This is a genomic window from Phreatobacter oligotrophus, from assembly GCF_003046185.1.
Taxonomy (GTDB): domain Bacteria; phylum Pseudomonadota; class Alphaproteobacteria; order Rhizobiales; family Phreatobacteraceae; genus Phreatobacter; species Phreatobacter oligotrophus.
In genome coordinates this window covers 129,107-153,467 of record NZ_PZZL01000003.1, presented here as the reverse complement: position 1 = coordinate 153,467, position 24,361 = coordinate 129,107, and the positions used below count along the sequence as shown (strand labels likewise).

At 68.9% G+C, this 24,361-nt stretch carries 25 protein-coding genes; 13 read left to right on the top strand and 12 right to left on the bottom strand.

Annotated features, from left to right (window positions below; translation table 11 throughout):
* Nucleotides 1-22 precede the first annotated feature (22 nt).
* Nucleotides 23-934 (bottom strand): zinc metalloprotease HtpX, encoded by a 912-nt coding sequence (gene htpX, locus C8P69_RS07915; protein ID WP_108175849.1) that lies wholly within the window; start codon nucleotides 932-934, stop codon nucleotides 23-25.
* Between the two features lie 160 nt (nucleotides 935-1,094).
* Between htpX and fdxA the strand changes: the two genes are divergently transcribed.
* The 3 genes from fdxA to C8P69_RS07900 all read left to right on the top strand — a co-directional run bounded on the left by fdxA (nucleotide 1,095) and on the right by C8P69_RS07900 (nucleotide 3,493).
* Nucleotides 1,095-1,430, top strand: a complete 336-nt coding sequence (gene fdxA / locus C8P69_RS07910; RefSeq protein ID WP_108175847.1) for a ferredoxin FdxA — start codon at nucleotides 1,095-1,097, stop codon at nucleotides 1,428-1,430.
* A 401-nt stretch (nucleotides 1,431-1,831) separates the two neighbouring features.
* Nucleotides 1,832-2,425: a CarD family transcriptional regulator gene (locus tag C8P69_RS07905; RefSeq protein WP_108175845.1), complete on the top strand. Its 594-nt coding sequence runs from the start codon at nucleotides 1,832-1,834 to the stop codon at nucleotides 2,423-2,425.
* Nucleotides 2,426-2,620: 195 nt separating this feature from the next.
* A complete protein-coding gene (locus tag C8P69_RS07900; protein WP_108175843.1) occupies nucleotides 2,621-3,493 on the top strand; it encodes an RNA polymerase factor sigma-32 in 873 nt (290 codons plus the stop codon).
* Nucleotides 3,494-3,497: 4 nt separating this feature from the next.
* Here C8P69_RS07900 and C8P69_RS07895 read toward each other — a convergent pair whose 3' ends face one another.
* From C8P69_RS07895 to C8P69_RS07885, 3 genes are all read right to left on the bottom strand, one after another.
* The gene (locus C8P69_RS07895) at nucleotides 3,498-3,722 is read right to left on the bottom strand and encodes a Trm112 family protein (protein WP_108175841.1); all 225 of its coding nucleotides are present in this window, start codon (nucleotides 3,720-3,722) and stop codon (nucleotides 3,498-3,500) included.
* A 68-nt stretch (nucleotides 3,723-3,790) separates the two neighbouring features.
* On the bottom strand, nucleotides 3,791-4,465 hold the full coding sequence (locus tag C8P69_RS07890) for an LON peptidase substrate-binding domain-containing protein (protein WP_108175839.1): 675 nt from the start codon (nucleotides 4,463-4,465) through the stop codon (nucleotides 3,791-3,793).
* A gap of 85 nt (nucleotides 4,466-4,550) precedes the next feature.
* Entirely contained in the window at nucleotides 4,551-5,165 is a 615-nt protein-coding gene (locus C8P69_RS07885; protein ID WP_425440753.1) for a peroxidase-related enzyme, read from the bottom strand.
* Nucleotides 5,166-5,453: 288 nt separating this feature from the next.
* On the opposite strand from C8P69_RS07885, the gene C8P69_RS07880 reads away from it, so the two are divergent.
* Complete coding sequence (locus C8P69_RS07880; protein WP_108175835.1) at nucleotides 5,454-10,289, top strand: NAD-glutamate dehydrogenase; 4,836 nt, start codon at nucleotides 5,454-5,456, stop codon at nucleotides 10,287-10,289.
* Nucleotides 10,286-11,149 carry an alpha/beta hydrolase family protein gene (locus C8P69_RS07875; protein ID WP_108175833.1) on the top strand — a complete coding sequence of 288 codons (864 nt, stop codon included), beginning with the start codon at nucleotides 10,286-10,288 and terminating at the stop codon, nucleotides 11,147-11,149. Before C8P69_RS07880 ends, C8P69_RS07875 begins: the two co-directional genes overlap by 4 nt.
* 3 nt (nucleotides 11,150-11,152) lie before the next feature.
* Here C8P69_RS07875 and C8P69_RS07870 read toward each other — a convergent pair whose 3' ends face one another.
* A complete protein-coding gene (locus C8P69_RS07870) occupies nucleotides 11,153-11,338 on the bottom strand; it encodes a hypothetical protein (RefSeq protein WP_108175832.1) in 186 nt (61 codons plus the stop codon).
* Nucleotides 11,339-11,481: 143 nt separating this feature from the next.
* On the opposite strand from C8P69_RS07870, the gene C8P69_RS07865 reads away from it, so the two are divergent.
* Nucleotides 11,482-12,663 (top strand): GGDEF domain-containing protein, encoded by a 1,182-nt coding sequence (locus C8P69_RS07865; RefSeq protein ID WP_108175830.1) that lies wholly within the window; start codon nucleotides 11,482-11,484, stop codon nucleotides 12,661-12,663.
* Nucleotides 12,664-12,683: 20 nt separating this feature from the next.
* Here C8P69_RS07865 and C8P69_RS07860 read toward each other — a convergent pair whose 3' ends face one another.
* The 3 genes from C8P69_RS07860 to C8P69_RS07850 all read right to left on the bottom strand — a co-directional run bounded on the left by C8P69_RS07860 (nucleotide 12,684) and on the right by C8P69_RS07850 (nucleotide 15,438).
* Nucleotides 12,684-13,559 carry a 3-hydroxybutyryl-CoA dehydrogenase gene (locus C8P69_RS07860; protein WP_108175828.1) on the bottom strand — a complete coding sequence of 292 codons (876 nt, stop codon included), beginning with the start codon at nucleotides 13,557-13,559 and terminating at the stop codon, nucleotides 12,684-12,686.
* Between the two features lie 194 nt (nucleotides 13,560-13,753).
* The gene (locus C8P69_RS07855; RefSeq protein ID WP_108175826.1) at nucleotides 13,754-14,689 is read right to left on the bottom strand and encodes an electron transfer flavoprotein subunit alpha/FixB family protein; all 936 of its coding nucleotides are present in this window, start codon (nucleotides 14,687-14,689) and stop codon (nucleotides 13,754-13,756) included.
* Nucleotides 14,689-15,438: an electron transfer flavoprotein subunit beta/FixA family protein gene (locus C8P69_RS07850; RefSeq protein WP_108175824.1), complete on the bottom strand. Its 750-nt coding sequence runs from the start codon at nucleotides 15,436-15,438 to the stop codon at nucleotides 14,689-14,691. Before C8P69_RS07850 ends, C8P69_RS07855 begins: the two co-directional genes overlap by 1 nt.
* A 224-nt stretch (nucleotides 15,439-15,662) precedes the next feature.
* Here C8P69_RS07850 and C8P69_RS07845 point away from each other — a divergent pair, with 224 nt between their 5' ends.
* Nucleotides 15,663-15,944 carry a BrnT family toxin gene (locus C8P69_RS07845; protein ID WP_245901929.1) on the top strand — a complete coding sequence of 94 codons (282 nt, stop codon included), beginning with the start codon at nucleotides 15,663-15,665 and terminating at the stop codon, nucleotides 15,942-15,944.
* Nucleotides 15,901-16,233, top strand: a complete 333-nt coding sequence (locus C8P69_RS07840) for a BrnA antitoxin family protein (RefSeq protein ID WP_245901928.1) — start codon at nucleotides 15,901-15,903, stop codon at nucleotides 16,231-16,233. The genes C8P69_RS07845 and C8P69_RS07840 overlap by 44 nt, the downstream gene beginning before the upstream one ends.
* Before the next feature lie 4 nt (nucleotides 16,234-16,237).
* Here the strand turns inward: C8P69_RS07840 and xth are convergent, their stop codons facing one another.
* Nucleotides 16,238-17,050 (bottom strand): exodeoxyribonuclease III, encoded by an 813-nt coding sequence (gene xth / locus C8P69_RS07835; protein WP_108175820.1) that lies wholly within the window; start codon nucleotides 17,048-17,050, stop codon nucleotides 16,238-16,240.
* Nucleotides 17,051-17,255: 205 nt separating this feature from the next.
* On the opposite strand from xth, the gene C8P69_RS07830 reads away from it, so the two are divergent.
* The 4 genes from C8P69_RS07830 to C8P69_RS07815 all read left to right on the top strand — a co-directional run bounded on the left by C8P69_RS07830 (nucleotide 17,256) and on the right by C8P69_RS07815 (nucleotide 21,337).
* Nucleotides 17,256-17,405, top strand: a complete 150-nt coding sequence (locus tag C8P69_RS07830) for a histidine kinase (protein ID WP_108175818.1) — start codon at nucleotides 17,256-17,258, stop codon at nucleotides 17,403-17,405.
* 4 nt (nucleotides 17,406-17,409) lie between these two features.
* On the top strand, nucleotides 17,410-18,333 hold the full coding sequence (locus tag C8P69_RS07825) for a site-specific tyrosine recombinase XerD (protein WP_108175817.1): 924 nt from the start codon (nucleotides 17,410-17,412) through the stop codon (nucleotides 18,331-18,333).
* Between the two features lie 123 nt (nucleotides 18,334-18,456).
* On the top strand, nucleotides 18,457-19,410 hold the full coding sequence (locus C8P69_RS07820) for an acetyl-CoA carboxylase carboxyltransferase subunit alpha (protein WP_108175815.1): 954 nt from the start codon (nucleotides 18,457-18,459) through the stop codon (nucleotides 19,408-19,410).
* 322 nt (nucleotides 19,411-19,732) lie between these two features.
* On the top strand, nucleotides 19,733-21,337 hold the full coding sequence (locus tag C8P69_RS07815; RefSeq protein ID WP_108175813.1) for a L,D-transpeptidase family protein: 1,605 nt from the start codon (nucleotides 19,733-19,735) through the stop codon (nucleotides 21,335-21,337).
* A 9-nt stretch (nucleotides 21,338-21,346) separates the two neighbouring features.
* Here C8P69_RS07815 and thpR read toward each other — a convergent pair whose 3' ends face one another.
* The 3 genes from thpR to C8P69_RS23480 form a co-directional block, all read right to left on the bottom strand.
* A complete protein-coding gene (gene thpR / locus C8P69_RS07810; RefSeq protein ID WP_108175811.1) occupies nucleotides 21,347-21,886 on the bottom strand; it encodes an RNA 2',3'-cyclic phosphodiesterase in 540 nt (179 codons plus the stop codon).
* Between the two features lie 149 nt (nucleotides 21,887-22,035).
* Nucleotides 22,036-22,818 carry a glutamine amidotransferase gene (locus C8P69_RS07805; RefSeq protein ID WP_108175809.1) on the bottom strand — a complete coding sequence of 261 codons (783 nt, stop codon included), beginning with the start codon at nucleotides 22,816-22,818 and terminating at the stop codon, nucleotides 22,036-22,038.
* 127 nt (nucleotides 22,819-22,945) lie between these two features.
* Nucleotides 22,946-23,332: a response regulator gene (locus tag C8P69_RS23480; RefSeq protein WP_146167306.1), complete on the bottom strand. Its 387-nt coding sequence runs from the start codon at nucleotides 23,330-23,332 to the stop codon at nucleotides 22,946-22,948.
* Between the two features lie 69 nt (nucleotides 23,333-23,401).
* Between C8P69_RS23480 and C8P69_RS07800 the strand changes: the two genes are divergently transcribed.
* Nucleotides 23,402-24,334, top strand: a complete 933-nt coding sequence (locus C8P69_RS07800; RefSeq protein ID WP_170118169.1) for an AEC family transporter — start codon at nucleotides 23,402-23,404, stop codon at nucleotides 24,332-24,334.
* The last annotated feature ends 27 nt before the right edge of the window (nucleotides 24,335-24,361 follow it).

The following is a 24,361-nucleotide window of genomic DNA, read 5'->3' as shown; positions in this document are numbered from 1 at the left end:
AAGCGTTCTAGCTCCTCTGGCCTCAGCCCCAGGGGCCGCGGGCCTGGCGCGAGCCCCAGGCGGCGGCTTGCGGCGGCAGGTAGCCGACGCCCCAGGCCTGGGCGAGCTGCTGCAGCGCGGAGATGCGGTTGCCGGTGTCCGGATGGGTGGAGAACAGATTGTCCATCCGCTCGCCGGACAGCGGGTTGATGATGAACATGTGCGCGGTCTGCGGATTGTGCTCCGCGGTGTTGTTCACCGTCATGGCGTGGCCGCCGGCGATCTTGGCGAGCGCCGAGGCGAGCCACATCGGGTTGCCGCAGATCTCGGCGCCAAGCTTGTCCGCCTCATATTCGCGCGAGCGGGAGATCGCCATCTGCACGATGGAGGCGGCCAGCGGTGCGAGGATCATCATGGCGATGGTGCCGATGATGCCGAAGCCGTTGCGGTTGTCGTTGCTGCTGCCCGAGAAGGCCGCGAAATTGGCGAGCATGGAGACCGCACCGGCGAGCGTCGCGGTGATGGTCATGGTCAGCGTGTCGCGGTTGCGGATATGGGCGAGCTCGTGGGCGACGACGCCCGCCACCTCCTCGCGCGTGAGCATGTTGAGGAGGCCCGTGTTCACGGCGACCGCGGCATTCTCGGGATTGCGGCCGGTGGCGAAGGCGTTGGGCTGGTCCTCGTGGATGATGAACAGCCGCGGCATGGGCATGCCGGCGCGCTGGGTCATCTCCCAGGTCATCTGCCAGAGGTCCGGGGCGCTGTGCTGGTCGACCTCCTGCGCGCCATACATGTTGAGCACGGCGCGATCGGAGCCCCAGTAGCTCCAGAAATTCATGGCGCAGGCCACCGCCAGCGCGATCAGCATGCCGGCCTGGCCGCCGATGAGGAAGCCGACGCCCATGAAGAGCGCGGTCATGGCGGCGAGGAGGATGGCGGTCTTCATGTAGTTCATCGACACCCCTCCTGCGGGTTCGGCCCCTAGATTGGATGGGACAGGGACGCAAACAAGGGTCCGCCCTGTCGCAGGCGCGCGGCGGCGGTCCGGTCGCTTGCGTACGAACGAGTTGATCTGGTAATCGGCTTGGTCGCCCCCCGCATGCCGGAGATCCCGCATGACCTACGTGGTCACCGAGAACTGCATCAAGTGCAAGTACACGGACTGTGTGGAGGTCTGTCCGGTCGACTGCTTCTATGAGGGTGAGAACTTTCTCGTGATCCACCCGGACGAATGCATCGACTGCGGCGTCTGCGAGCCGGAATGCCCGGCCGAGGCGATCAAGCCGGACACCGAGCCGGGGCTGGAGAAGTGGCTGGCGATCAACGCCGATTTCGCCGTGAAATGGCCGAACATCACGCAGAAGCGCGACGCCCTGGCCGATGCCAAGGAATGGGACGGCAAGCCCGGCAAGGAGAGCCTCCTGTCGCCCGAGCCGGGCTCCGGCGACTGAGCCTGCGGCGGTAACCAAACCCGGCGATTGCGGACCTCGCCGGGGCGGGGCGCAGCACAGTCTTGTCGCCAAGCCTTTGAATTCGGCGAAAATTGTGGTACGGTAGGGCCACAGTCGATCAGAAAAGCGGTCCCACCGGTGCGCTCCCCTCGTGCGGAGCGTTATTTTTCGGAAAAATCCGACAAATCGTCGCGATGGAGCCCTGCACAGGCCGCCAATCGCGCCGCGGAAGATCGTTTTCGCTCATCGCCTGACGTCAGGGACCTGTCGGGCGATCCGGCTCAGTCCCTTTCGCGCGAAACGCCACGGCGCCGCGGTGCGGCCGTGGACCCGCAGGAACCTTGTTTCCATCGCGGGCATCACCAGCGGCCGGCCACGGCCGACGAGGAGTAAGGCGCAGTATGACCGTGAAGAAGAACGCGCAGACCCGTCAGGGCTTCAAGACGAACGAATACATCGTCTATCCGTCCCACGGCGTCGGGCAGATCGTCTCCATCGAGGAGCAGGACATTGCCGGCTTCAAGCTCGAGCTGTTCGTCATCACCTTCGAAAAGGACAAGATGACGCTCCGGGTGCCCACCGCCAAGATCGCCCAGGTCGGAATGCGCAAGCTGGCCGAGCCCGATGTCATGGCCAAGGCCATGGACGTCCTCAAGGGCCGCGCCCGCGTCAAGCGCACCATGTGGTCGCGCCGCGCCCAGGAATACGAAGCGAAGATCAATTCCGGCGACCTGATCGCCATTTCCGAGGTCGTCCGTGACCTGTTCCGGTCGGATGCCCAGCCCGAGCAGTCCTACTCCGAGCGCCAGCTCTACGAGCAGGCCCTCGACCGCATGGCCCGCGAACTCGCGGCCGTCGAGCGCGTCGGTGAGGCCGAGGCCGTGAAGATGATCGAGGCGCAGCTCGCCAAGGGTCCGCGCCGCGGCCCGGCCAAGGCCGAGACCGAGGCGGACGACGCCGACGAGAGCGACGAGCCCGAGGTCGAGGCGGCCTGATCCCGCCGCCGACATCACCAGAACCATCGCAAGAGCCCGGCCCGTGCCGGGCTCTTGTCGTTTCAGGCTCCGGCACAGCCGGGCAGCAACTTTGGGTCACAACAGCTGTGGAGCCGTTGATCCGCAGGGGAAGCACCTGCGTAAACCACGACGAGAGCAAAGACCGCCTGCGCATCCGCGCCCAGGGGACACATCATGGCTCAGGCACCCGGCATCGGTCGCATCCTCGCCAAGGCGGCGATGAACGCCCCTTTCCTCGCGCGCGAGGAAGAACATGACCTCGCCGTGCGCTGGAAAGACGGCGCCGACGAAGCGGCGCTGCACCGGCTCGCCCAGTCGCACATGCGGCTGGTCATCGCCATCGCCGCCCGGTTCCGCAATTACGGCCTGCCGATGCAGGACCTGATCCAGGAAGGCCATGTCGGCCTGCTGGAGGCTGCGGCCCGCTTCGAGCCCTCCCGCGAGGTCCGCTTCTCCACCTATGCGACCTGGTGGATCCGCGCCTCGATCCAGGACTACATCCTGCGCAACTGGTCGATCGTGCGCGGCGGCACCTCGTCGGCCCAGAAGGCGCTGTTCTTCAACCTGCGGCGCCTCAGGGCCCAGCTGTCCCAGACCATGGGCTCGGGCGTCGGCTCGGCCGCCATCCACCAGCACATCGCCCAGGCGGTCGGTGTCTCGGTCGCTGACGTCGCCGTCATGGACGCCCGGCTCTCCGCCAACGACATGTCGCTCAACGCCCCGAGCTTCGAGGGTGATGGCCAGAACAGCAGCGAGCGGCTCGATCACTTGCCCGATGCGGCGCCCCCGCCGGACGAGGTGGTGGGCGAGGCCATCGACAGCGACCGCCGCGTGCGTTGGCTGCGCGACGTGCTGCACGTGCTCTCGCAGCGCGAACTCGACATCATCCGGGCGCGGCGGCTGGACGAGGACCAGGCGACGCTGGAGTCGCTCGGCGCCCGGCTCGGCATTTCCAAGGAGCGGGTGCGGCAGATCGAGAGCCGCGCCATCGAGAAGCTGCGCAAGGCGCTGGTGGATCGTCACCCCGACGCCACCGCCCTGGTCTGACGCGTCAGTCCTCCAGCGGCCGGGCCTCTTCCGGCAGCATGATCGGAATGCCCTCGCGGATCGGATAGACGAGGCGGGCGGCGCGCGAGACCAGCTCGTTCGCCGCAGCGTCATATTCCAGGGGGCCCTTGGTGACGGGGCAGACCAGGACTTCGAGCAGGCGCGGATCAACCGTGCCAGGCCGGGTCTGCGGCACGGCGGTCTTGGTCTCGGGCGTCGGCTCGGTCATGAAGCAATCCTCGTCGCGGGCGGCCTCTCTCTAGCGCGGCCATGATCGCCGCGCCAGACGCGCCCGGTTCAGTTGAGGCTCTGCGTCTCGCTCGCGGGCTTGTCCTTGGCGAGCGCCATCTCGGTGACGGCGACCAACAGGGCGGCGCGGGTCTTGAGGTCGGGGGCCTCCAGCAGCGCCTGCTTCTCCTTGATGCCCCAGGGGGACATCATGCAGAGCGCATTGACCAGCGTCTCGGTCGGGGCGGTGCGGATCCCCTCCCAGTCGGCCTCGAGGCTGTTGACGTCGAGGAACTCCTTGAGGGTCTTGAGGAGGCCGTCGCGGTCGACCTCGCCCTCGCCGGCCCGCGCCTCGAAATCACCGGCGAAGGGCTCGAAATCGACCCGGCACTGGCGATAGGCGGTGGTGGCGGGGAGTTCCTCCACGACGCGGAAGCGGGCGATCCCCGACAGGCTCAGCATGTAGCGGCCATCGCCGGTCTCGGCGAGCTGGGTGATGCGGCCGACGCAGCCGACGCCCGCCAGCGACGGGCGCTTGGCGTTCTCGTCCGCGGGCACGGGCTGCACCATGCCGATCAGGCGACGCCCCGACAGGAAGGCATCGTCGATCATGGCGAGGTAGCGCGGCTCGAAAATGTTGAGCGGGAGCTGCCCGCGCGGCAGCAGCAGGGCGCCCGGGAGCGGGAAGACGGGGATCACGTCCGGCAGGTCTGCCGGGCCCCGGTAGGTCACGTTGGTGGCCATGGCAGTGCTCCGTGGCGACACGACAGGGTCATCCCCGTCATCTAGGGGGCCGGACGCGCTCCGCCAGTCCCCCCGCCGCGCCAAATCAGCGCGCCGTGCCGTGATACTCCGGATTGGGCCGCATGTCCGTCGCCGAAGCCATGCGGTTGGACATGTTGTAGAAGGAGGCCGTCGCGGCGATGTCCCAGATGTCCTTCTCCGAGAACCCGGCCTTGCGCAGGGCCTCGCGGTCGGGCTCGTCGATGGTCCAGGGCGCTTCCGTCAGCTTGACGGCGAAGTCGAGCATGGCGCGCTGGCGGGCATCGAGCTTCGCCGCCCGGTAGTTCATCACCATGAGCTCGCCGAGTTCCGGGTCGCCGGAGAGCTGGCGCACCGCGGCGCCATGGGCGGTGAGGCAGTAGAAGCAGCGGTTCACCGACGACACGGCGACCGCAATCATCTCGCGCTCCAGCTTGCTGAGCCCCGAGGGGGCCAGCATGAGGTCGTTGTACATGGCCGAGAAGGCCTTGAGCTTGGCGAGATCGTGCGTGTAGGCGAGCAGCACGTTGGGCACGAAGCCGATCTTCTCGACGCATTTGCGGAAATAGGCCTCGGTCTCGGCGTCGAGGGGGGCCGGCGCGAGGTCCAGCGCGATGATGGGCTCCGCCTTCGGTGCCGGGCGCGGCTTCTCGGCGCTCTTGATCGGCTCGGGCTTTGCCACCTTGGCGGGCGCGGTCCTGGCCGGGGTGGCCTTGCCGGCCGCGGCCTTGCCGATCCCTGCCTTGGTGACCGGCTTGCCCTTGCTAGTCTTCGCCGAGCCCTTCGCAGCCATCGCCCATCTCCCGAAAATGGCGGTGCCATGGTCCCGCCAAAGCTTCGTCATCACCGCGTCTTGAGGACCTAGCATGGCGTCCGGAACCGACGAAATGGGCTTTACGGCCGAGTCCGGGCGTGATCATCCTGCCTTCGCGGGAACAAAAATCACGAATCCGCCCTCTGGGAGACGAGCATGACCAATCGGGCCGAGGATGCGCGGGGGGCCGCGGCCATCATCGAGCAGGCGGGCATCATCCTGCGGGGCACGGCGCCAGGCGTTCCACCCGATTACGCGGCCGACCTGTTTGGCCGCAGCGATGCCGAGGACCTCGTCGCCTACGAGTCCCGCGACATTGCCAGCCTCGCCGCCGAGAGCTTCTCGCATTTCTCCCGCCGCACCCCGGGCGGCTCGACCATCCGCATCGCCGATCCCGAGCCGACCTCGGCCGCCTCGCGCCTTGCCGCCGTCACGGTGGTCGAGGTGGCCAACGAGAACATGCCGTTCCTCGTCGATTCCGTCCTAGGCGTTCTGGCGGAACAGGGCTTCCAGGTCCGCCTCGTCGCCCATCCCATCCTCACCGTCGACCGCGAGCCCGACGGCGCGCTGTCAGCCTATCGCGGCCTCGAGCCGGGCGAGGACCATGCGGCCCGCGAGAGCCTCATCCACATTCATGTCGACCGGATCGGCGACGAGGCGCGGCGGACCGCGCTGGAAACCGAATTGCAGGCGACTCTCGCCGACGTGCGGATCTGCGTGGCCGACTGGAAGCCGATGCAGCAGCGCGTCCGCGCCATCATCGAGGACCTCAAGGAAAACCCGGTCCTGCCGGTCACGGAGATGGCGGAGGGCATCCAGTTCCTCGAATGGCTGGTCGCCAACAACTTCACCCTGCTGGGCGTGCGCGACTACAGCTTCGTCGGCGGCGTCGCCGACGGGCAGCTCGAGCCTGATTTCGTCTCCGGCCTCGGCATCCTGCGCGACGACACGGTGCGGATCCTCAAGCGCGGCACCGAGCTGGTGGTGATGACGCCGGAGCTGCGCGAGTTCCTGATGCAGCCGGTCCCGCTCATCATCACCAAGGCCAATGTGAAGTCCCGCGTCCACCGCCGGATCCACATGGACTATGTCGGCGTGAAGCGCTTCGACCGGCAGGGGCAGCTGGTGGGCGAGGCGCGCATCGTCGGCCTCTTCACCTCCACCGCCTATACCCGCTCGACCAAGACCATCCCCTATCTGCGCCGCAAGGTGGACCGGGTGCTGACCCGCGCCGGCTTCGATCCCGACGGCCATTCCGGCAAGGCGCTGGTCAACGTGCTGGAGAGCTATCCGCGCGACGAGCTGTTCCAGATCGACGACGAGACGCTGTTCCACCACGCCATGGCGGTGATGCAGCTCGAAGACCGGCCGCGGGTACGCGTGCTGCCGCGCGAGGATCGCTTCCACCGCTTCGTCTCGGTCATGGTCTATGTGCCGCGCGACCGCTTCGACACGACCGTACGCCTCGCCATCGGCAACCATCTGGCCCAGGTCTATGACGGCCGGGTCTCCGCCTTCTATCCCTTCTTCCCCGATGGTCCGCTGACCCGCGTCCACTTCATCATCGGCCGCAACGAGGGCGAGACGCCGCGCGTCGACCGCGTGGCGCTGGAGACGGCGGTCTCGCGCATCGTGCGGACCTGGAGCGACGGGCTGGGCGAGGCCATCGCCCTCATCCATGGCCCGGCCAAGGCCGGCGATCTCATCGCCCGCTACCGCGAGGCTTTCTCCGCCGCCTATCGCGAGGCGGTCACGCCGGAAGCCGCCATCGGCGACATCCGCATCCTCGAAAGCCTGTCGGACCAGCGCGCCCTCGCCATCGACTTCTACCGCCCGGAGGGTGGCGAGCGCACCGAGGCCGGCCTCAAGGTCTTCTCGCGCGGCCGCCCGATCCCCCTGTCGGAGCGCGTGCCGATCCTCGAGGCCATGGGCTTCGCGGTGGTGGACGAGCGCACCTACGAGATCGCCGCCGGTGGCGCCGGCGCGGCGCCGGTCTGGCTGCACGACATGGCGCTGGCGCGCCCCGGCGGCCAGGCCATCGACCTGGAGGCGCTCGACGAGAAGCTCGAGGCCGCACTGATGGCGGTGATGCGGGGCGATGCCGAAAGCGACGGCTTCAACGCCCTGACGCTGGAGGCGGGCCTTGCCTGGCGCGATGTGGCGGTCATCCGCACGCTCGCCCGCGTGCTCCGGCAGATCCGCGCGCCCTTCAGCCAGGACTATCTCTGGGCGACGCTGCGCAAGCACGCGACCATCGCCAAGGGCGTGGTGCTGATGTTCCACCTGCGCTTCGACCCGCGCCTTGGCCTCAGCGCCGCCGAGCGCGACGCCAAGCTGACCGACCTCCTCGGCCGTTTCGAGGAGAGCCTCGCCCAAGTCAGCTCGCTCGATGAGGACCGTATCCTCAGGGCCTTCATCAACCTCATCCAGGCGGCGGTGCGCACCAATTTCTACCAGCTCGGTGCGGACGGGCAGGTGCGCCCGACCATCGCGGTGAAGTTCGAGTCGAAGAAGATCGACAACCTGCCGGCGCCGCGGCCGCTCTACGAGATCTTCGTCTATTCGCCCCGCGTCGAGGGCGTGCACATGCGCTTCGGCAAGGTCGCCCGCGGTGGCCTGCGCTGGTCCGACCGGCCGCAGGATTTCCGCACCGAGGTGCTCGGCCTCGTCAAGGCGCAGCAGGTGAAGAACGCCGTCATCGTGCCGGTGGGCGCCAAGGGCGGCTTCGTGCCGAAGAAGCTGCCGCCGCCCTCCCAGCGCGATGCCTGGCTCGCGGAGGGCACGGAGGCCTACCGGATCTTCGTCCGCTCGCTGCTGCAGCTCACCGACAACATCGACGGCGCCGCCATCGTGCCGCCGGCGGATACGGTGCGCCATGACGGCGATGATCCCTATCTCGTCGTCGCCGCCGACAAGGGCACGGCGACCTTCTCCGACACCGCCAATGCGCTCTCCATCGAGAAGGGCCACTGGCTGGGCGATGCCTTCGCCTCCGGCGGCAGCCAGGGCTACGACCACAAGAAGATGGGCATCACCGCCCGCGGTGCCTGGGAGGCGGTGAAGCGCCACTTCCGCGAGATGGGCACCGATATCGGCACGACGCCCTTCACCGTTGTCGGTGTCGGCGACATGTCCGGCGACGTCTTCGGCAATGGCATGCTGCTGGAGAAGACCATCAAGCTGGTCGCCGCCTTCGACCATCGCGACATCTTCCTCGATCCCTCGCCGGATCCCGCGGCCGCCTTTGCCGAGCGCCAGCGTCTCTTCGACCTGCCGCGCTCGTCCTGGGCGGACTACGACAAGAGCCTGATCTCCGCCGGCGGCGGCGTCTTCCCGCGCTCGGCCAAGTCCATCAGGCTCTCGCCGGAAGTGCAGGCCGCCATCGACCTCCACAAGGGCGAGGCAACGCCGCAGGAGGTGATGAACGCCATCCTGAAGGCGCCGGTCGACCTCCTGTGGTTCGGCGGCATCGGCACCTATGTCCGCGCCTCCTCGGAGACGGATGAACAGGCCGGCGACCGCGCCAACGATCCGATCCGCATCACTGGCGCGGACATCCGGGCCAAGGTGGTAGGCGAGGGCGCCAATCTCGGCATGACCCAGAAGGGCCGCATCGAGGCGGGTCGCCGCGGCGTTCGCCTCAACACCGACGCCATCGACAACTCGGCCGGCGTCAACACCTCGGACGTCGAGGTGAACATCAAGATCGCGCTGACGACGCCCGAGCGCGACGGCCGCCTGTCGCAGGAGGCGCGCAACACCCTGCTCGCCGAGATGACCGATGATGTCGGCCGCCTCGTGCTGCGCAACAACTACCTGCAGACGCTGGCGCTCTCGCTCGCCCAGCGCCGCGGGCTCGACGATCTCGGCTTCCAGCAGCGGCTGATGCAGACGCTGGAGGCTCAGGGCAAGCTTGACCGGGCCGTCGAGTACCTGCCCGACGAGATGGAGCTCGCCGAGCGCCGCCGCCGCGGCGAGCCGCTGACACGGCCGGAACTGGCCGTGCTGCTCGCCTATGCGAAGCTCGACCTCTACGACGACCTGCTCGCCTCCTCGGTGCCGGACGACCCGTATCTCGCCCGCGAACTCGTGCGCTACTTCCCGCGGCCGGTCCAGGAGCGCTTCCCCGACGCGATCGAGAGCCATCGCCTCCGGCGCGAGATCATCGCCACCGGCCTCTCCAACTCGATGATCAACCGCGGCGGGCCGGCTTTCGTCACCCGCCTCATCGACCAGACCGGCGCGGATGTCGCCACCATCGCCTCGGCCTTCGCGGCCGTGCGCGATGCCTATGGCATGACGGCGCTGAACACCGAGCTGGACGGCCTCGACAACCGCATCCCCGGCAGCCTGCAACTCGAGCTCTATGCGGCGATCCAGGACCTGTTGATCGATCGCGTCATCTGGTTCATCCGCAATGTCGACCTCACCCATGGCCTTGCCGATGTCGTGGCGCATTACCGCGCCGGCATCGAGGCTGTGGCCGCGAGCCTCGACACCGCCTTGCCGGGCGATGCCGCGACGGTCCGCAACGCCCGGACCGAGGAGCTGCGCGCCGCCGGCGTGCCCGATCCGCTAGCCGGCGTTCTCGCGAGCCTCGACCAGCTCGCGGCGGCCCCGGACATCGTGGCGGTCGCCGACCAGACCGGTCGCGGCGTTGCGGAGGTCGCGGCGACCACCTTCGCCGCCTCGGCCCTGTTCCGCCTCGACCAGATGAAGGCGGCGGCGCGGGCCATCACCGTCACCGACTATTTCGACCGCCTCGCCCTCGACCGGGCGCTCGATTCCATCGCCGATGCCGAGCGGCGGATCGCGGCCGACATGGTGGCGGGCGGCGCCTCGGGCACCGCCGCGGTGGAGGCCTGGATGGGGGTCCATGGCGGCCGGGCCGAGCGCATCCGCACGGCGGTGTCCGACATTGCCGGCTCCGGCCTCACCGTGTCGAAGGCGACGGTGGCGGCCAGCCTCCTCGGTGATCTCGTCCGCGGATGAGGCGGCGCCTTCTCCTCGTCCTCGCCTGGCTGCTGGCCATTGCTCCGGCCATCGCGCAGGAGGCGCGGCCGGAGGGAGGCGAGGGCGCGCGCCACCGCGAGCAGGTCTGGCGCATCCCGCATGTCTCCGACGAGGGCCGTGTCCTGGCGGCCATCCTGTTCCGTCCGCCCGGCGAGACGCCGCGCCCGCTCGTGGTCATGGCCCATCACACCTCCGCCGAGGCACAGCGCAACGGCGAGCCCTCCCATGGCGTCTATCCGCAGGCGGTGTCGTGGTTCGTCGAACGCGGCTATGCGGTCGCTGTGGTCCACCGCCGGGGCTACGGCCTGACCGGCGGCGAGCGGGCGGAGCGCTTCGCCTGCCGGCGGCCGAACCATGCCGGGGTCGCGCGGGCCGATGCAGCCGACCTTGCGACGGCCATCGATGCGCTGACGCGCCTTGCCTTCATCCGTCCCACGGGGGTGGTGGCGGTCGGCCAGTCGACCGGGGGCTGGGCGGTGACGGGCCTTGCCGCCGAGAACCATCCGGCGGTCGCGGCGGTGATCAATTTCGGTGGCGGGCGCCGCGGCCGGTCCGGCGAGACAGGCGAGACCTGTGCGCTCGAGGAGCTGGTCCGCGACATCGTGCCCCTTGGACGGCGTGCCCGCACGCCGGCGCTCTGGATCTACACGGAGAACGACCAGACCTTCGGCCCGGCGCTGGTGCGCAGGCTGGCCGACGCCTATCGGGCCGGTGGCGCGCCGCTGGAGTTCCGCATGCTGCCGGCCTTCGGATCGGATGGCCACGCGCTGCTGCCGAGTTCGGCCGGCGTGCCCGTCTGGGCTCCGGTGGTGGAGCCCTTCATCCTGCGGTTTCGCTGAGGGTCAGGCGGTCTTGTCGACGAGCAGCCCGGTGCCTGGAGCCGGTGCAGCCTGGACGGCGGAGGCGAGCAGGTCGACCACGGCCTGCTCGGCCTGGTTCTGCTGCTTCACCATCACGGCCTGAAGGCCCATGCGGGTCTCGGCGGCCTGCATGGCCACCATGGTCCCGGCGATCGCGTCGGTCGACATCGAGCTCTCCTAGCCGTCGGCAGAATGACCCCGGAGGGTTAAGGAAAGGCTGAGACGCGGCCATGCGCCCGCATAAGGCGGTGGCAGCGCACGCTGCCCTTGCGTAATCTTTGTATCAGGCTGTTTCGATTCGCTGTCCCTGGATGCCGCCCTTCCTGTCCCGCTTTCCTCTGCTGCTCGGCGCCGACGTCTGCGAGGCGCGGCAGAAGCAGGAATTGATGGACGAGTTCTTCGACCATCGCCCGTTCCTGGTCGCCTCCATCGTCATGGCGATTGTGATCGTGCAGGTCTGCCTGTCGGGGCAGACCCCGACGGCCCTGATGGCCGCAGGCCTGCTCGCCTGTGCCCTCCTGGTCAGGATCGGGACCGCCGAGGCCTACCGGCGTTACGGACGCGGCGGGGATGAGCGGCGGTGGCTCCGCATCTTCGCTGCCATGTGCGTGGCCATCGCCATGCTCTGGGGGAGCACCGGCGCGGTGCTCTACAATGCCGCCGACGCCAACATGCGGCTGGCCGTCCTCGCCATCGGCTGCGTGCTGATCCAGGCGGTGACGCTCCGGACCTACATGGCGCCGGGGCCGACTCTCGCCCAGGTCCTCATCCTCATCGCCTTCCACCTGCCGGTGTTCGTGGCGGACGGGCTGACGGTCCTGGTCCCGATCTGCCTGCTCTATGGCGGGTTCCAGGCCTATTGCATCCTCCAGCTCGGGCAGGTGAGGCTCCGGCAGATGCATGCCGAGCGCGATGCGCTGCGTCTCCTCGACGAGTTGCAGCGCACCAACGTGGAGCTGACCCGGGCCAATCTGCGGCTCGCCCAGTCCGCCCTCAGTGACCCGCTCACCGGCATCGGCAATCGCCGTCGCTTCGAGGAGGCGCTTGGGGCGCTGGCGGCCGCCGCCGGGCGCGACGGATCGGCCCTGTCGCTGCTCATGATCGACGTCGACGGGTTCAAGCGCTTCAACGACGCCCACGGCCACGTGGCGGGTGACGAGGCGCTGCGCCTGGTGGCCGGCGTGCTGGAGACCACCGCCGGCCGGCAGGGGCACGTGGTCGCGCGCTATGGCGGTGAGGAATTCGTGGTGCTCATGGCCCGCAGCGGCCTCGACGAGGCCGTGGCGCTGGCGGAGGCCATCCGCGCCGCCGTCGGTGTCCCGGGAACCATGCCGCTGACCGTCAGCATCGGTGCGGCCACCAGCGCGCCGTCGGATCCGCCGGCTGTCCTGGTGGAGCGGGCTGACGCCGCGCTCTACGCGGCAAAGCGGGCCGGCCGCGACCGCGTCGTGGCGGCCGATGCCGATGCGGACAAGGCGCTGCGCCGCGCCTGACCGTCAGCGGGCCGGGATCATCAACGGGTCGGAACGGGGCGCTCGCCGCGATAGTCGTAGAAACCGCGCTGCGATTTGCGGCCGAGCCAGCCGGCCTCGACATATTTCACCAGCAGCGGGCAGGGGCGATACTTGGAGTCGGCGAGGCCTTCGTAGAGCACCTGCATGACCGACAGGCAGGTGTCGAGGCCGATGAAGTCGGCGAGCTGCAGCGGGCCCATCGGGTGGTTGGCGCCCAGCCGCATGGCGGTGTCGATGGCCTCGACCGAGCCGACGCCCTCATAGAGCGTATAGATCGCCTCGTTGATCATCGGCAGCAGGATGCGGTTGACGATGAAGGCCGGGAAGTCCTCGGCCACGGCCACCGTCTTGCCGAGCTTGGTGCAGAGCGTGCGGGCGGCCTCGAAGGTCTCGTCCTCGGTCGCGATGCCGCGGATCAGCTCGACGAGCTGCATGACCGGCACCGGATTCATGAAATGGATGCCGATGAAGCGCTCGGGCCGGTCCGTCGTCGAGGCGAGGCGGGTGATGGAGATCGACGAGGTGTTGGTCGCCAGGATCGCATCCGGCTTCACCACCGGGCAGACCGACTGGAAGATCTTGACCTTGACCTGCTCGTTCTCGGTGGCGGCCTCGATGACAAGGTCGCAATCGCCGAGATGGGCCAGCTGCGGCGCCGCCTCGATGCGCATCAGCGCCTTCTGCCGCTCCTCCTCGCTGATGAGGTTCTTCGACAGTTGACGGCTCATATTGCCGTTGATGGTGGCCAGGCCCGACTTGATGCGGTCTTCGGAGATGTCGTGCAGGGCCACGTCGATGCCGGCGAGAGCCGCCACATGCGCGATGCCGTTGCCCATCTGCCCGGCGCCGATCACGCCGATCTTGCGAATGTCCATGGTTCCACCCGGTGCACGGCCCGGGCTCTGAGCCGGGCGGCGGTGCGATCTAAACGAACTGGCGGACATCTCTACGACGGTCTCGCCGCCGACGCCATCCCGATTGCCGGGAGGCGGCCCGCCGGGCGGCGATCGCCCATGCGCATCGCCAGACGGCAAGGGCGGGGATTGCTCCCCGCCCGCCGCGATCAGCCTTACTTGCCGAGCTCTTTCTCGAGCTCGGGGAGCAGCGTGAAGAGGTCACCCACCAGGCCATAGTCGGCGACCTGGAAGATCGGCGCCTCCTCGTCCTTGTTGATGGCGACGATGACCTTGGAGTCCTTCATGCCGGCGAGGTGCTGGATGGCGCCCGAGATGCCCACGGCGATGTAGAGCTCGGGGGCGACGACCTTGCCGGTCTGGCCGACCTGCCAGTCGTTCGGCGCGTAGCCGGCATCCACCGCGGCGCGCGAGGCGCCCATGGCGGCGCCGAGCTTGTCGGCGACGGGCTCGATGACCTTGGCGAAGGCCTCCTTGGAGCCGAGCGCGCGGCCGCCGGAGATGATGATCTTCGCCGCGCCGAGCTCGGGACGGTCGGACTTGACGATCTCCTCGCCGACGAAGGTCGAGACGCCCGGATCGGCCACGGCGGCAACCGCCTCGACCGGGGCCGAGCCGCCCGTGCCCGCCGCCTGGAAGGAGGCGGTGCGGACGGTGATGACCTTCTTGGCGTCGGTCGACTGCACGGTCTGCAGCGCGTTGCCGGCATAGATCGGCCGCTCGAACGTGTCGGGCGCGAGCACCTTGGTGATGTCGGAGATCTGCATCACGTCGAGCAGGGCCGCGACGCGCGGCATGACGTTCTTGCCGTTGGCCGTGGAGGGCGCGACGATCGCGTCATAGCCGCCGGCGATCGAGACGATCAGGGCGGCGGTCGGCTCGGCCAGCAGGTTCGCATAGGCCGCATTGTCGGCGACCAGCACCTTGGCGACGCCGGCGAGCTTGGAGGCTGCCTCGGCGGCCGGGCCGCAGCCCGTGCCGGCAACGAGGACGGTGACCGGCGCGCCGAGGGCGACGGCGGCGGTCAGCGCCTTCAGCGTCGGGTCCTTCAGCGAGGCGTTGTCGTGTTCGGCGAGAAGGAGCGTGGCCATCAGAGCACCCCGGCTTCGTTCTTGAGCTTGGCGACGAGTTCGGCGACCGAGGCCACCTTGACACCGGCCTTGCGGCCCTCCGGCTCGGCGGTCTTCAGCACCTTCAGCCGCGGTGCGACGTCGACGCCGTAGGTCTCGGGCGCCTTCTCGTCGATCGGCTTCTTCTTCGCCTTCATGATGTTCGGCAGCGAGGCATAGCGCGGCTCGTTGAGGCGCAGGTCCGTCGTGACGATGGCGGGCGTCTTCAGCTTCACCGTCTGCAGGCCGCCATCGACCTCGCGGGTCACGGCGACGGCATCGCCGGCGACCTCGACCTTGGAGGCGAAGGTGCCCTGCGGCCAGCCGAGGAGAGCGGCCAGCATCTGGCCGGTCTGGTTGCTGTCGTCGTCGATCGCCTGCTTGCCGAGGATGACGAGGCCCGGGGCCTCCTCACCGACCACGCCCCTGAGGATCTTGGCGACGGCGAGCGGCTCGACGGTGGCGTCGGTCTTCACGTGGATGCCGCGGTCGGCGCCCATGGCGAGCGCGGTGCGGATGGTCTCGGCGGCGCCCTGCGGGCCGATGGAGACGACGACGATCTCGGTCGCGGCGCCCTTCTCCTTCAGACGGATGGCCTCCTCGACGGCGATCTCGTCGAAGGGGTTCATCGACATCTTCACGTTGGCGAGTTCGACCCCGGAGCCGTCGGGCTTCACGCGGATCTTGACGTTGTAGTCCACCACCCGCTTCACGGGCACCAGAATCTTCATCGTGTCCCTCCCCGCACGGACGATTTTCCGCGCGGATAATCGGTTCCAAGAGGTCGTTTCGACCGGGCGCGCACCCTAGAAGCGGCCCCTCGGGGTGTCAACGAAACGCCCCGCGCGAGGCCATAGGGCCTTCGGGTGATGCAGCGCAACACAAACCGCGGTGAAGCTGCCAAGCCGAGACCGTTGGCCGTTGAGGGAAGCTGCATTTGTAGCTACAGTTCGTCATGGGCTTTCAGTGGGACGAGGCCAAGAGCAGGTCCAACGAGGCCAAGCACGGCGTCTCGTTTCTTCAGGCAGCCCAGATTTTCCGGGGACCCATCCTCAAGGCACCGGATGTTCGCCGTGACTATGGCGAGCCGCGCTGGCTCGCCCTCGGTGCTTTCGACGGGATCGTCCTTCGCGTCGTGTTCACCGAGCGCGGCGGCGACATCCGCATCATCTCGGCCTGGAGGGCCAGCAGTCGTGACAGCAAAACCTACCAAGACCGGGTCGGACGTCCGGTTTGACGGTCTGGTCGACCTCCCGGCCGCTCCGCCGCTGTCGTCGGCGACCAAAGGCCTCGATGACGCCGAGGTCGAACGGCGGGCAGCCAGTGACCCGGATGCCGGGGCGATCCCCGCTGACTTCTGGGACGGCGTCGACGTGGTGGAGCCGGAGGGCACGGTCCAGATCACCCTGCGGCTGCCGAAGCGCGTGGTCGGACACTTCAAGGCGACCGGCAAAGGCTATCAGAGCCGCATCAGCGCTGTGCTCTCCAGCTACGTCGATGCCGCCCGAAAGCGCGGAAGCCGCTAGGGCGTCACAACGCCAGCGTGGCCACCACCGGGACATGGTCCGACGGGCGGTCCCAGCCGCGGGCCTCGCGCAGCACCTTCACCTGCCGCATGGCGGGGGCAAGGGCCGGGCTCAGCCAGACATGGTCGAGGCGGCGGCCCTTGTCGGCGGCGTCCCAGTCGGGCGAGCGGTAGCTCCACCAGGTGTAGAGCTTCTGCGGCTCGGGGGTGAGCGCGCGCATCATGTCGACCCACCCGCCGTTGGTCGCGACCTCGGTGAGGCGGCGGCGCTCCAGCGGCGTGTGCGAGACAACCTTGGTGAGCTGCTTCGAGCTCCAGACGTCGTGTTCGAGGGGGGCGATGTTGAGGTCGCCGACGAGGACGGTCTTCGAAGCACCGCCGCCGACGCGCAGGGCGTCCCACGCCTCCATCTCGTCGAGGAAGCCGAGCTTGTGGGCGAATTTCTCGTTGATCGCCGGATCCGGTTCGTCGCCGCCGGCGGGGACGTAGAAATTGTGGATGCGGGTGCCGGCGCCGGGGCCCTCCGCCAGCGTCACGGCGATATGGCGGGCATCGTTCTTGTCGCAGAAGGCCTTGCGATCGACGTCCTTGAGGGCGAAGCGCGAGAAGACGGCGACGCCGTGATAGCCCTTCTGGCCATGGATGGCTGTGTGCTCGTAGCCCATGCGCTTGACGTCAGCGAGCGGGAACTGGCCGTCGATGCACTTGGTCTCCTGCAGGCACAGCACGTCCGGCTGGTGCTCGGCGACGAAGCGCGCGACCGTCTCGATGCGCAGGCGCACGGAATTGATGTTCCAGGTGGCGATGGTCAGCGTCATGGCGTGTCCGGGCTGGTTCGACGCGCACCATAGAAGCGGCGCCGGTGCCGGGATAGCCGCGCGAGGGGCGCTGTCCACCCGTTTCCGCCTGCTGCTGCCAAAGTTCGCAGCGGCCCTGGATGGCGTCCCAGGGCTGGGAAGCGCGACGGCCACCTCTTGTCCGAAGCAGTCTTTGATGGTCCAAGGGGGCAGCCAGAGGCCGACCATGCCGACGCTGTTCCGTTTCGTCACCATCCTGCTCGTTCTCGCCGGGCTTGGCTTTTCCGGCATGCTGGCGCTCGCCTATCTGGTCGAGCCCGAGCCGCGGGAGATGAGCCAGCAGGTGCCGCCCGCGCGCCTCCAGCCGCGCCGCTGAGGCCATGGCCGGCGAGGTCGACCTCTTCCTCGACATGATGGCCGCCGAGCGCGGCGCCGCCCGCAACACGCTCGAGGCCTATCGCCGGGACCTCGATGATTATGCCGGGTTCCTCGGCTCGCAGGGCGCCGGCCCGAAGTCCGCCACCACCGCCGTCATCCGCGACTATCTCGCCGACTGCCGGTCGCGCGGGCTGCAGACCGCATCGGTCGCTAGGCGCCTTTCGGCGGTGCGGCAGTTCCACCGCTTCCTCTATGGCGAGGGCATCAGCAAGGACGACCCGGCGGCGGTGCTGGAGGGTCCGAAGCGCGGCCGCCCCCTGCCGAAGACGCTGGGGATGCAGGAGGTGGAAAAGCTCCTCGCCGTCTCCCGCGAGGGAATCGACGATCCGGAGCGGCCCGTCGGCGACCGTTTGCGGGCAGCGCGGCTCGCCTGCCTGCTCGAACTCCTCTACGCCACGGGTCTGCGCGTCTCCGAGCTCATTGCGCTTCCCGTCGCTGCCGCCCGCCGCGACCAGCGCTTCCTCGTGGTGCGCGGCAAGGGCAACAAGGAGCGCATCGTCCCGCTGAACGAGGCGGCGAAGGAGGCCATGGTCGCCTATCTGGCGTTGCGGGAGGCAGCCGGGCTCGGCCCCTCCAAATGGCTGTTCCCATCGTCGGGCGAGAGCGGGCACCTCACCCGCCAGCATGTCGGGCGCGAACTGAAGGCGATTGCGGGGGCCGCGGGCCTGCCGGCCGCCAAGGTCTCCCCGCATGTCCTGCGCCACGCCTTCGCCAGCCATCTCCTCCAGAACGGCGCGGACCTGAGGGCCGTGCAACAGCTTCTCGGCCATGCCGACATTGCGACGACACAGATCTACACCCATGTGCTGGACGAGCGGCTGAAGAGCCTCGTGCGCGACCTTCATCCGCTCTCGGGGGAGGACTAGGCGGTCCTCCGTCCTTGACTTGCCCTGTCCGCACGGGCATGTCGTCGCGCTTCATCGGGCCCTTCGGGGCCGTCCCCGGCCCTCACCGGCCGACGCACACGGGTTGTGGGCCGCACCTTGCCGATGCGCAGCTACCTCGATTTTGAAAAGCCGATCGCCGAACTCGAATCCAAGGTCGAGGAGCTGCGCGAAGTCGCGGCCCGTGACGGCGGCGTCTCGATCACCGAAGAGGTGACGCGGCTCGAGCAGAAGGCCGATCAGGCGCTGAAGGATCTCTATGCCGGGCTCACCCCCTGGCAGAAGACGCTGGTCGCCCGCCATCCCGGCCGCCCGCACACGCTCGACTACATCGCCCAGCTGCTCGAGGACTTCACCCCGCTCGCTGGCGACCGCGTCTTCGGCGAGGACGAGGCCATTGTCGGCGGCTTCGGCCGGTTCCGCGGCCAGAGCGTCTGCTTCATGGGCCATGAGCGCGGCGACACCACCGAAACCCGCATCCGGCACAATTTCGGCATGGCGCGCCCGGAGGGCTACCGCAAGGCGGTGCGCCTGATGGAGACCGCCGAGCGCTTCGGCATTCCCGTCATCTCGCTGGTCGACACGGCCGGCGCCTATCCGGGAATCGGCGCCGAGGAGCGTGGCCAGGCCGAGGCCATCGCGCGCTCCACCGATTGCGGCCTGCGCCTGTCGGTGCCGAACGTCTCCATCGTCATCGGCGAGGGCGGCTCGGGCGGCGCCATCGCGATTGCCACCGCCAACAAGGTGATGATGCTGGAGCACGCCATCTACAGCGTCATCTCGCCGGAGGGCGCCGCCTCGATCCTTTGGCGCGACACGTCGAAGGCGCAGGAAGCGGCCACCAACATGAAGATCACCGCCCAGGACCTGATGCGGTTCGGCGTGATCGACCAGATCATCCAGGAGCCGGTGGGCGGCGCCCATCGCCAGCCCGATGTCGCCATCACCCGCGTCGGCGACGCCATCGAGCAGGCGCTCGGTGCCCTGGCCGGCCAGTCGCCCGAGGACATCCGCCGCCTGCGCCGCGAGAAATTCCTCGCCATCGGCCGGTCCCTCTGAGGCATGGCGACGCGGGCCGGGGCGCGGTCGTGCCTTGGTTCGGCCACCTTCCTTGCCGCATCATCACCCATCCGTGACGGGACGGGGAATTCGTTAACCCTCGGTCACGTTTTCGGCTGCTTGCAGTAACCGCGGGTTGACGCTATCGATCGCTTTCAAGGGTCCGTTAAGGATCCACGGCGCCAAGCTGAACCGTTCGCGGGGCCTCTTTTCGACGCCCCTTTTCGGGAGCAGAGCATTGCATCAGTCGGCCGGTGATCACACGAAGGCAGCTGTCCGGTCTGGCCGGACCCGCAGCTGGCGGGTCGCTGCGCTTGTCTCGATGGCCGCGCTGCTTGCCGCCTGCCAGGGCGAAACCGTCTCCCGCAACGACCCGAACCGCGGCAACCGGCCGCTCGCACAGGCCGTGGTCGAAGAGCTGAACGTGAAGGGCATGACCCGCACCTCGCCGGTGCTCATGCGCATCTTTAAGGAAGAGGCCGAACTCGAGGTCTGGAAGCGCGACGCGACTGGCCGCTACGCCCTCTTCAAGACCTATCCGATCTGCAACTATTCCGGTGATCTCGGGCCCAAGGTCCGCGAGGGCGACCGCCAGTCGCCCGAGGGCTTCTACCAGATCAACATGGGCCTGATGAACCCGCGGTCGTCCTACTACCTCGCGTTCAACATGGGCTTCCCGAACCAGTTCGACCGGTCCTACGGCCGCACCGGCTCGCATCTCATGGTGCACGGCGACTGCTCGTCGCGCGGCTGCTACGCCATGACCGACGAGGCGATCGCCGAGGTCTATGCGCTGGCCCGCGAGGCGCTGCAGGCCGGCCAGGACTCGTTCCAGGTGCAGGCCTATCCGTTCCGCATGACGCCGCGGAACCTCGCCCGCCACCGCAACAATCCTAACATGACCTTCTGGAAGAACCTGAAGGAAGGCTACGACCATTTCGAGGTCACCCGCCAGGAGCCGCAGGTCGACGTCTGCGAGCGCCGCTACGTCTTCAACGCCGTGTCGCCGCAGTCGGTGCTGGCGCAGGGCGGCGTGGGCGAGACCCGCGAGATGATCGCCGCGAACGACCCCTGGGCCGGCACCCGCAATGCCAGCACGGCGCGCGCCAATGTCTCGACCTCGGCAGCTCCCGCCACCCCGGTTCCGACCTCGGTGAACCAGCCGGTCACCACCATGGCGCCGGTGACCCGCGAGGCCCCGGCCCGCAACATCCGCACGCGCTTCACTGCGGTTGGAGACGATACCTCGGCGCCGCGTCCGAACTTCCAGGCGGCCTCGGCCTGCCCGGCCTACGTCGTGCCGCCGCCGATCCGGCAGGCGGTTGCGGCCAAGCACGCCCGCGACATGGCGCAGGTGGCGGCGCTCTCGCGTGAGGTCGCGGCTGCTCCGCCCCGCTCCGGCATTGATGGCGGCACGCATCGCACCTTTGCCTCGCGCTTCACCCACCGGCAGATCCGCGTCGGCTCGTCCGAACCGACCTTCTCGCTGGCCAGCCAGCAGAGCGAGCCGGTGACGCTGGTCTCGGCCCGCGCTCCCGTCGCCGCCGCGGCGCCGGCTCCGGCCGCTGCCGCCCCCACGGCTCCGGCGCTTGCCTCCGCCTCCTCGACCCCGGTGACCTTGCCGGCCGCTGCCGCGCCGCAGCAGGGCGCGCCGGCCCTCGAGGCCTCGGTTGCCAGCGCCATCACCGCGCCGGTGCCGGTCCCCTCGCCGCTGCGCACCACGGTGGCCGCGCGCTCCAGCGGTCCGGTCCAGGCCCCGACCGTCTCGGCCTTCGCGCCCGAGCCTGCCCCGGCTCCCGCGCCGCAGGGCAACTGGCTGTCGCGCACCATGGGTTCGATCGGCCTCGGCCAGGCCCAGGGTCAGGCTCCGGCACCGGCGGCCTCCGAGCCGCCGCAGGTGGCCAACCAGGGCGGCGCCCGCAACTGAGCGGGCGCGTCAGGCGGCGAGCGGATAGCTCTCCTCGACGAGGTAGGGCCCGCCGCCGACCGATTCCTTCGACGAGAACAGCACGAAGCTCGGCACGATGAAGGTGCGGCTGAGGAACAGGCCGCGCAGCGCGAGCCAGTCCGCCGCCGTGCGGGCGGTGGTGTCGCGGCCAAGCCGGGCCAGCGTGATGTGCGGGATGAACTTGCGCGTCTCCGGGGCAAGGCCGACCCGGCGCATGATCCGCTCATGCTCCGCCTGCAGCTCCATCAGCGGCTGGGTCTGCTTGACGGCCACGAAGAGCGAACGGGGCCTGTCGCCGCCGAAGGCGCCGAGGCCGGTCAGCGTCACCTCTATGGCGCGCTTGCGCACGGCATAGAGCAGGTCGGCGATCTCGTTGGCGGTGCGGTCGTCGACATCGCCGACGAAGCGGAGGGTGAGGTGGTAGTCCTCGGGCTCGACCCAGCGCGCCCCGAGCAATCCGCCGCGCAATCTTGCAAGGTCATCGCCAATGGCCTCGGGAACTTCGAGACCGGTGAAGATGCGCGGCATGGCGACCTCCCTGCGCTCGGCACGGCGTCGCTGACGGAACCCCGTGCCAGGCCCTGCTCCCCGCCTGTCGGCGAATCGCAGCCTTCAACCCGATCGTGACGCTGGCCGCAGCCGATGTCACGCCGGTGACATGCGCGCCTTCCGACCGATCAGGCGACCTTCAGGGCCGTCCAGTGGTCAAGGAAGGCGTCAAGCCAGAGACGAACGCCGGGGTCGTAGAGGTAGCGCCCGTCGAAATGGTCCTGCCGCGGCCGCGCATTGGGCGAGGCCATGCGTTCATGCGCCCGCGTCGTCCAGCGGTTCATCATCCAGTGCGTCACCTCGGGGTGGAACTGGATGCCGTAGGCACAGCGGCCGACGCGGATCGCCTGGTTGGCGAAGGTGTCGCCCGTGGCGAGCAGTTCGGCCCCCGACGGCACCTCGAAGCCCTCCCGGTGCCACTGGTAGACGTGGTCCGGCCAGGGCAGTTCCCTGCAGGCAGTCTCGCTCGGATAGAGCGGATAATAGCCGACCTCGACATGGCCCTCGGGATGGAAGCCGACCTTGGCGCCGAGGTGGCGCGCCAGCATCTGCGCGCCGAGGCAGATGCCGAGGAAGGGGAGCTCGTCCTTCAACGCCAGGCCGATCCAGTCGGTCTCGGCCTTAACGAAATCGTCGGGGTCGTTGGCGCTCATCGGCCCGCCGAAGATCACCGCGCCGGCATAGGGGGCGGTGTCGACGGGAAGCGGATCGCCGAAGCGGGGACGGCGCACGTCGAGGCGGAAGCCGCGCTCCTGCAGCAGGCGGCCGACGCGGCCGGGCGTCGAATGCTCCTGGTGGAGGACGATGAGAATGTCCTTCGGACGCGCGGGGCGCGCTTGCCGGCGCCGGACGAAGGGCGTGGCCGGTCCGGAGATCGTCGCGTCGGGTCGCAACAGGGCACGGACGGACATGACGCTGAATCACCTCGGGGCCGATGGACGGGACCGAGTGTGATGAAAGCGCGGGCTTGGTGAAAGATGCCTGAACAAATGGCAGATGTGCGTTGCACAACTGTCACATTTTTGGATCCGGGCTGGATCAGCCGGCAATGGCCTTGGCGAGGACCGCGGCCTCGACGGGCTTCTGCAGCACGACGTCGAAGAGGCCGGGCAGCATGTCGCCGGGATCGTCGCCGGACAGGGCGACGAGGCGCGGATGGCGCGGATGGGCCTTCATGGCGATGGCGACCGCCGCCCCATCCATGTCGGGCATCCGGCGGTCGATGATGGCGACATCGAACTCGGTCGCAGCAACCGCCTCGAGCGCGGCATGGCCGCCCTCGACCGTCGTCACCTTGTGCCCGAGGGCGGCGGCGATGCGGCTCACCACCTCGCGGGAATAGGCATGGTCGTCGGCGATCAGAACGCTGAGCGACGGCCGGGCCGCGGGGCTCTTGGCACGGGGACTGGCGGACATGACGGGCATGCAGCGGTCTTAGCCGCCAATGCCGAAGAAATGGTTTATGGCCCGTCACCGGATAGTCTGGCGCCGCCCATGATCGACCTCGTCCTCCTCGTCGCACCCGTCTTCGGCCTCGTCGCGCTCGGCTATGCGGCGGGGCTCGCGGGCCTCATCGGCGAGCGGGCCAACGAGGGCCTGACCTCCTATCTCTTCGTCATCGGCGCACCCGCCCTGATGTTCAAGCTGCTCACCGCCGCGGTCTTTCCCGGCGTGTTCCCCTGGGGCTACTGGATCGCCTACTACGTCGGGATGGCGGTGGTCTGGGCGCTCGCCACCCTCTTCGCGGCGCGGCTCTTCCGGCGCAGCCATGGCGATGCCGTCATTGCCGGGCTATCGACCGGCCAGGCCAACACGGTCCTCATCGGCATCCCGATCATCCTCAAGGCCTATGGCGAGGACGCCGCCTTCCCCATCGCCATGCTGCTGGCGGTGAACCTGCCCATCACCATGAGCCTCGCCACGCTGATGTTGGAGGGCACGCGCGCGGCCCGCGGCGGGGCGCTGTTCGCCAAGCTCGGCCGCGGCCTGGCGACCCACCCGCTCATCATCGCCATGGTGGCCGGCGTCGCCTGCCAGGCCCTCGGTGTGAAGCCGGCCGGGGTGCCGGCGACGATGCTCGACATGGTGGCGGGCACGACCATCCCGCTGTCGCTGATCGCCCTCGGTCTGTCGCTCAAGACCTATGGGGTACGCGCCGACGTGCCCGTGGCGCTGATGGTCTGCGTGCTGAGGCTGATCGTCCACCCCGCCATTGCCTTCGTGGTGGCCCATCACGTCTTCGGCCTGCCGCCGGCCTGGACCGGAACGGTGGTGCTCTTCGCGGCCATGCCGGCGGGCATCAACGCCTATCTCTTCGCTGCCCGCTACGGCCAGGGCGTCGGCATCGCCTCGACCTCCGTCGCGCTGTCCACGCTGCTCTCGGTTTTCACCTCGATCCTGTGGCTGCGGGTGCTCGGCATCGGCTGAACAACCGTTCATCGCCGGTTCACGGTG

Bases quoted from the DNA above. Each gene is read 5' to 3' on its own strand.
- C8P69_RS07860 (WP_108175828.1), bottom strand. From the start codon at position 13,559: ATGGACATTCGCAAGATCGGCGTGATCGGCGCCGGGCAGATGGGCAAC.
- C8P69_RS07900 (WP_108175843.1), top strand. From the start codon at position 2,621: ATGGCTCAGGCACCCGGCATCGGTCGCATCCTCGCCAAGGCGGCGATG.
- xth (WP_108175820.1), bottom strand. From the start codon at position 17,050: ATGACGCTGACCATCGCCACCTGGAACATCAATTCCGTGCGCCTGCGC.
- fdxA (WP_108175847.1), top strand. From the start codon at position 1,095: ATGACCTACGTGGTCACCGAGAACTGCATCAAGTGCAAGTACACGGAC.
- C8P69_RS07845 (WP_245901929.1), top strand. From the start codon at position 15,663: ATGGGCTTTCAGTGGGACGAGGCCAAGAGCAGGTCCAACGAGGCCAAG.
- C8P69_RS23480 (WP_146167306.1), bottom strand. From the start codon at position 23,332: ATGCCCGTCATGTCCGCCAGTCCCCGTGCCAAGAGCCCCGCGGCCCGG.
- C8P69_RS07850 (WP_108175824.1), bottom strand. From the start codon at position 15,438: ATGAAGATTCTGGTGCCCGTGAAGCGGGTGGTGGACTACAACGTCAAG.
- C8P69_RS07820 (WP_108175815.1), top strand. From the start codon at position 18,457: ATGCGCAGCTACCTCGATTTTGAAAAGCCGATCGCCGAACTCGAATCC.
- C8P69_RS07855 (WP_108175826.1), bottom strand. From the start codon at position 14,689: ATGGCCACGCTCCTTCTCGCCGAACACGACAACGCCTCGCTGAAGGAC.
- C8P69_RS07830 (WP_108175818.1), top strand. From the start codon at position 17,256: ATGCCGACGCTGTTCCGTTTCGTCACCATCCTGCTCGTTCTCGCCGGG.
- C8P69_RS07875 (WP_108175833.1), top strand. From the start codon at position 10,286: ATGAGGCGGCGCCTTCTCCTCGTCCTCGCCTGGCTGCTGGCCATTGCT.
- C8P69_RS07805 (WP_108175809.1), bottom strand. From the start codon at position 22,818: ATGTCCGTCCGTGCCCTGTTGCGACCCGACGCGACGATCTCCGGACCG.
- C8P69_RS07800 (WP_170118169.1), top strand. From the start codon at position 23,402: ATGATCGACCTCGTCCTCCTCGTCGCACCCGTCTTCGGCCTCGTCGCG.
- C8P69_RS07865 (WP_108175830.1), top strand. From the start codon at position 11,482: ATGCCGCCCTTCCTGTCCCGCTTTCCTCTGCTGCTCGGCGCCGACGTC.
- htpX (WP_108175849.1), bottom strand. From the start codon at position 934: ATGAACTACATGAAGACCGCCATCCTCCTCGCCGCCATGACCGCGCTC.
- C8P69_RS07870 (WP_108175832.1), bottom strand. From the start codon at position 11,338: ATGTCGACCGACGCGATCGCCGGGACCATGGTGGCCATGCAGGCCGCC.
- C8P69_RS07905 (WP_108175845.1), top strand. From the start codon at position 1,832: ATGACCGTGAAGAAGAACGCGCAGACCCGTCAGGGCTTCAAGACGAAC.
- C8P69_RS07880 (WP_108175835.1), top strand. From the start codon at position 5,454: ATGACCAATCGGGCCGAGGATGCGCGGGGGGCCGCGGCCATCATCGAG.
- thpR (WP_108175811.1), bottom strand. From the start codon at position 21,886: ATGCCGCGCATCTTCACCGGTCTCGAAGTTCCCGAGGCCATTGGCGAT.
- C8P69_RS07890 (WP_108175839.1), bottom strand. From the start codon at position 4,465: ATGGCCACCAACGTGACCTACCGGGGCCCGGCAGACCTGCCGGACGTG.
- C8P69_RS07825 (WP_108175817.1), top strand. From the start codon at position 17,410: ATGGCCGGCGAGGTCGACCTCTTCCTCGACATGATGGCCGCCGAGCGC.
- C8P69_RS07895 (WP_108175841.1), bottom strand. From the start codon at position 3,722: ATGACCGAGCCGACGCCCGAGACCAAGACCGCCGTGCCGCAGACCCGG.
- C8P69_RS07815 (WP_108175813.1), top strand. From the start codon at position 19,733: ATGGCCGCGCTGCTTGCCGCCTGCCAGGGCGAAACCGTCTCCCGCAAC.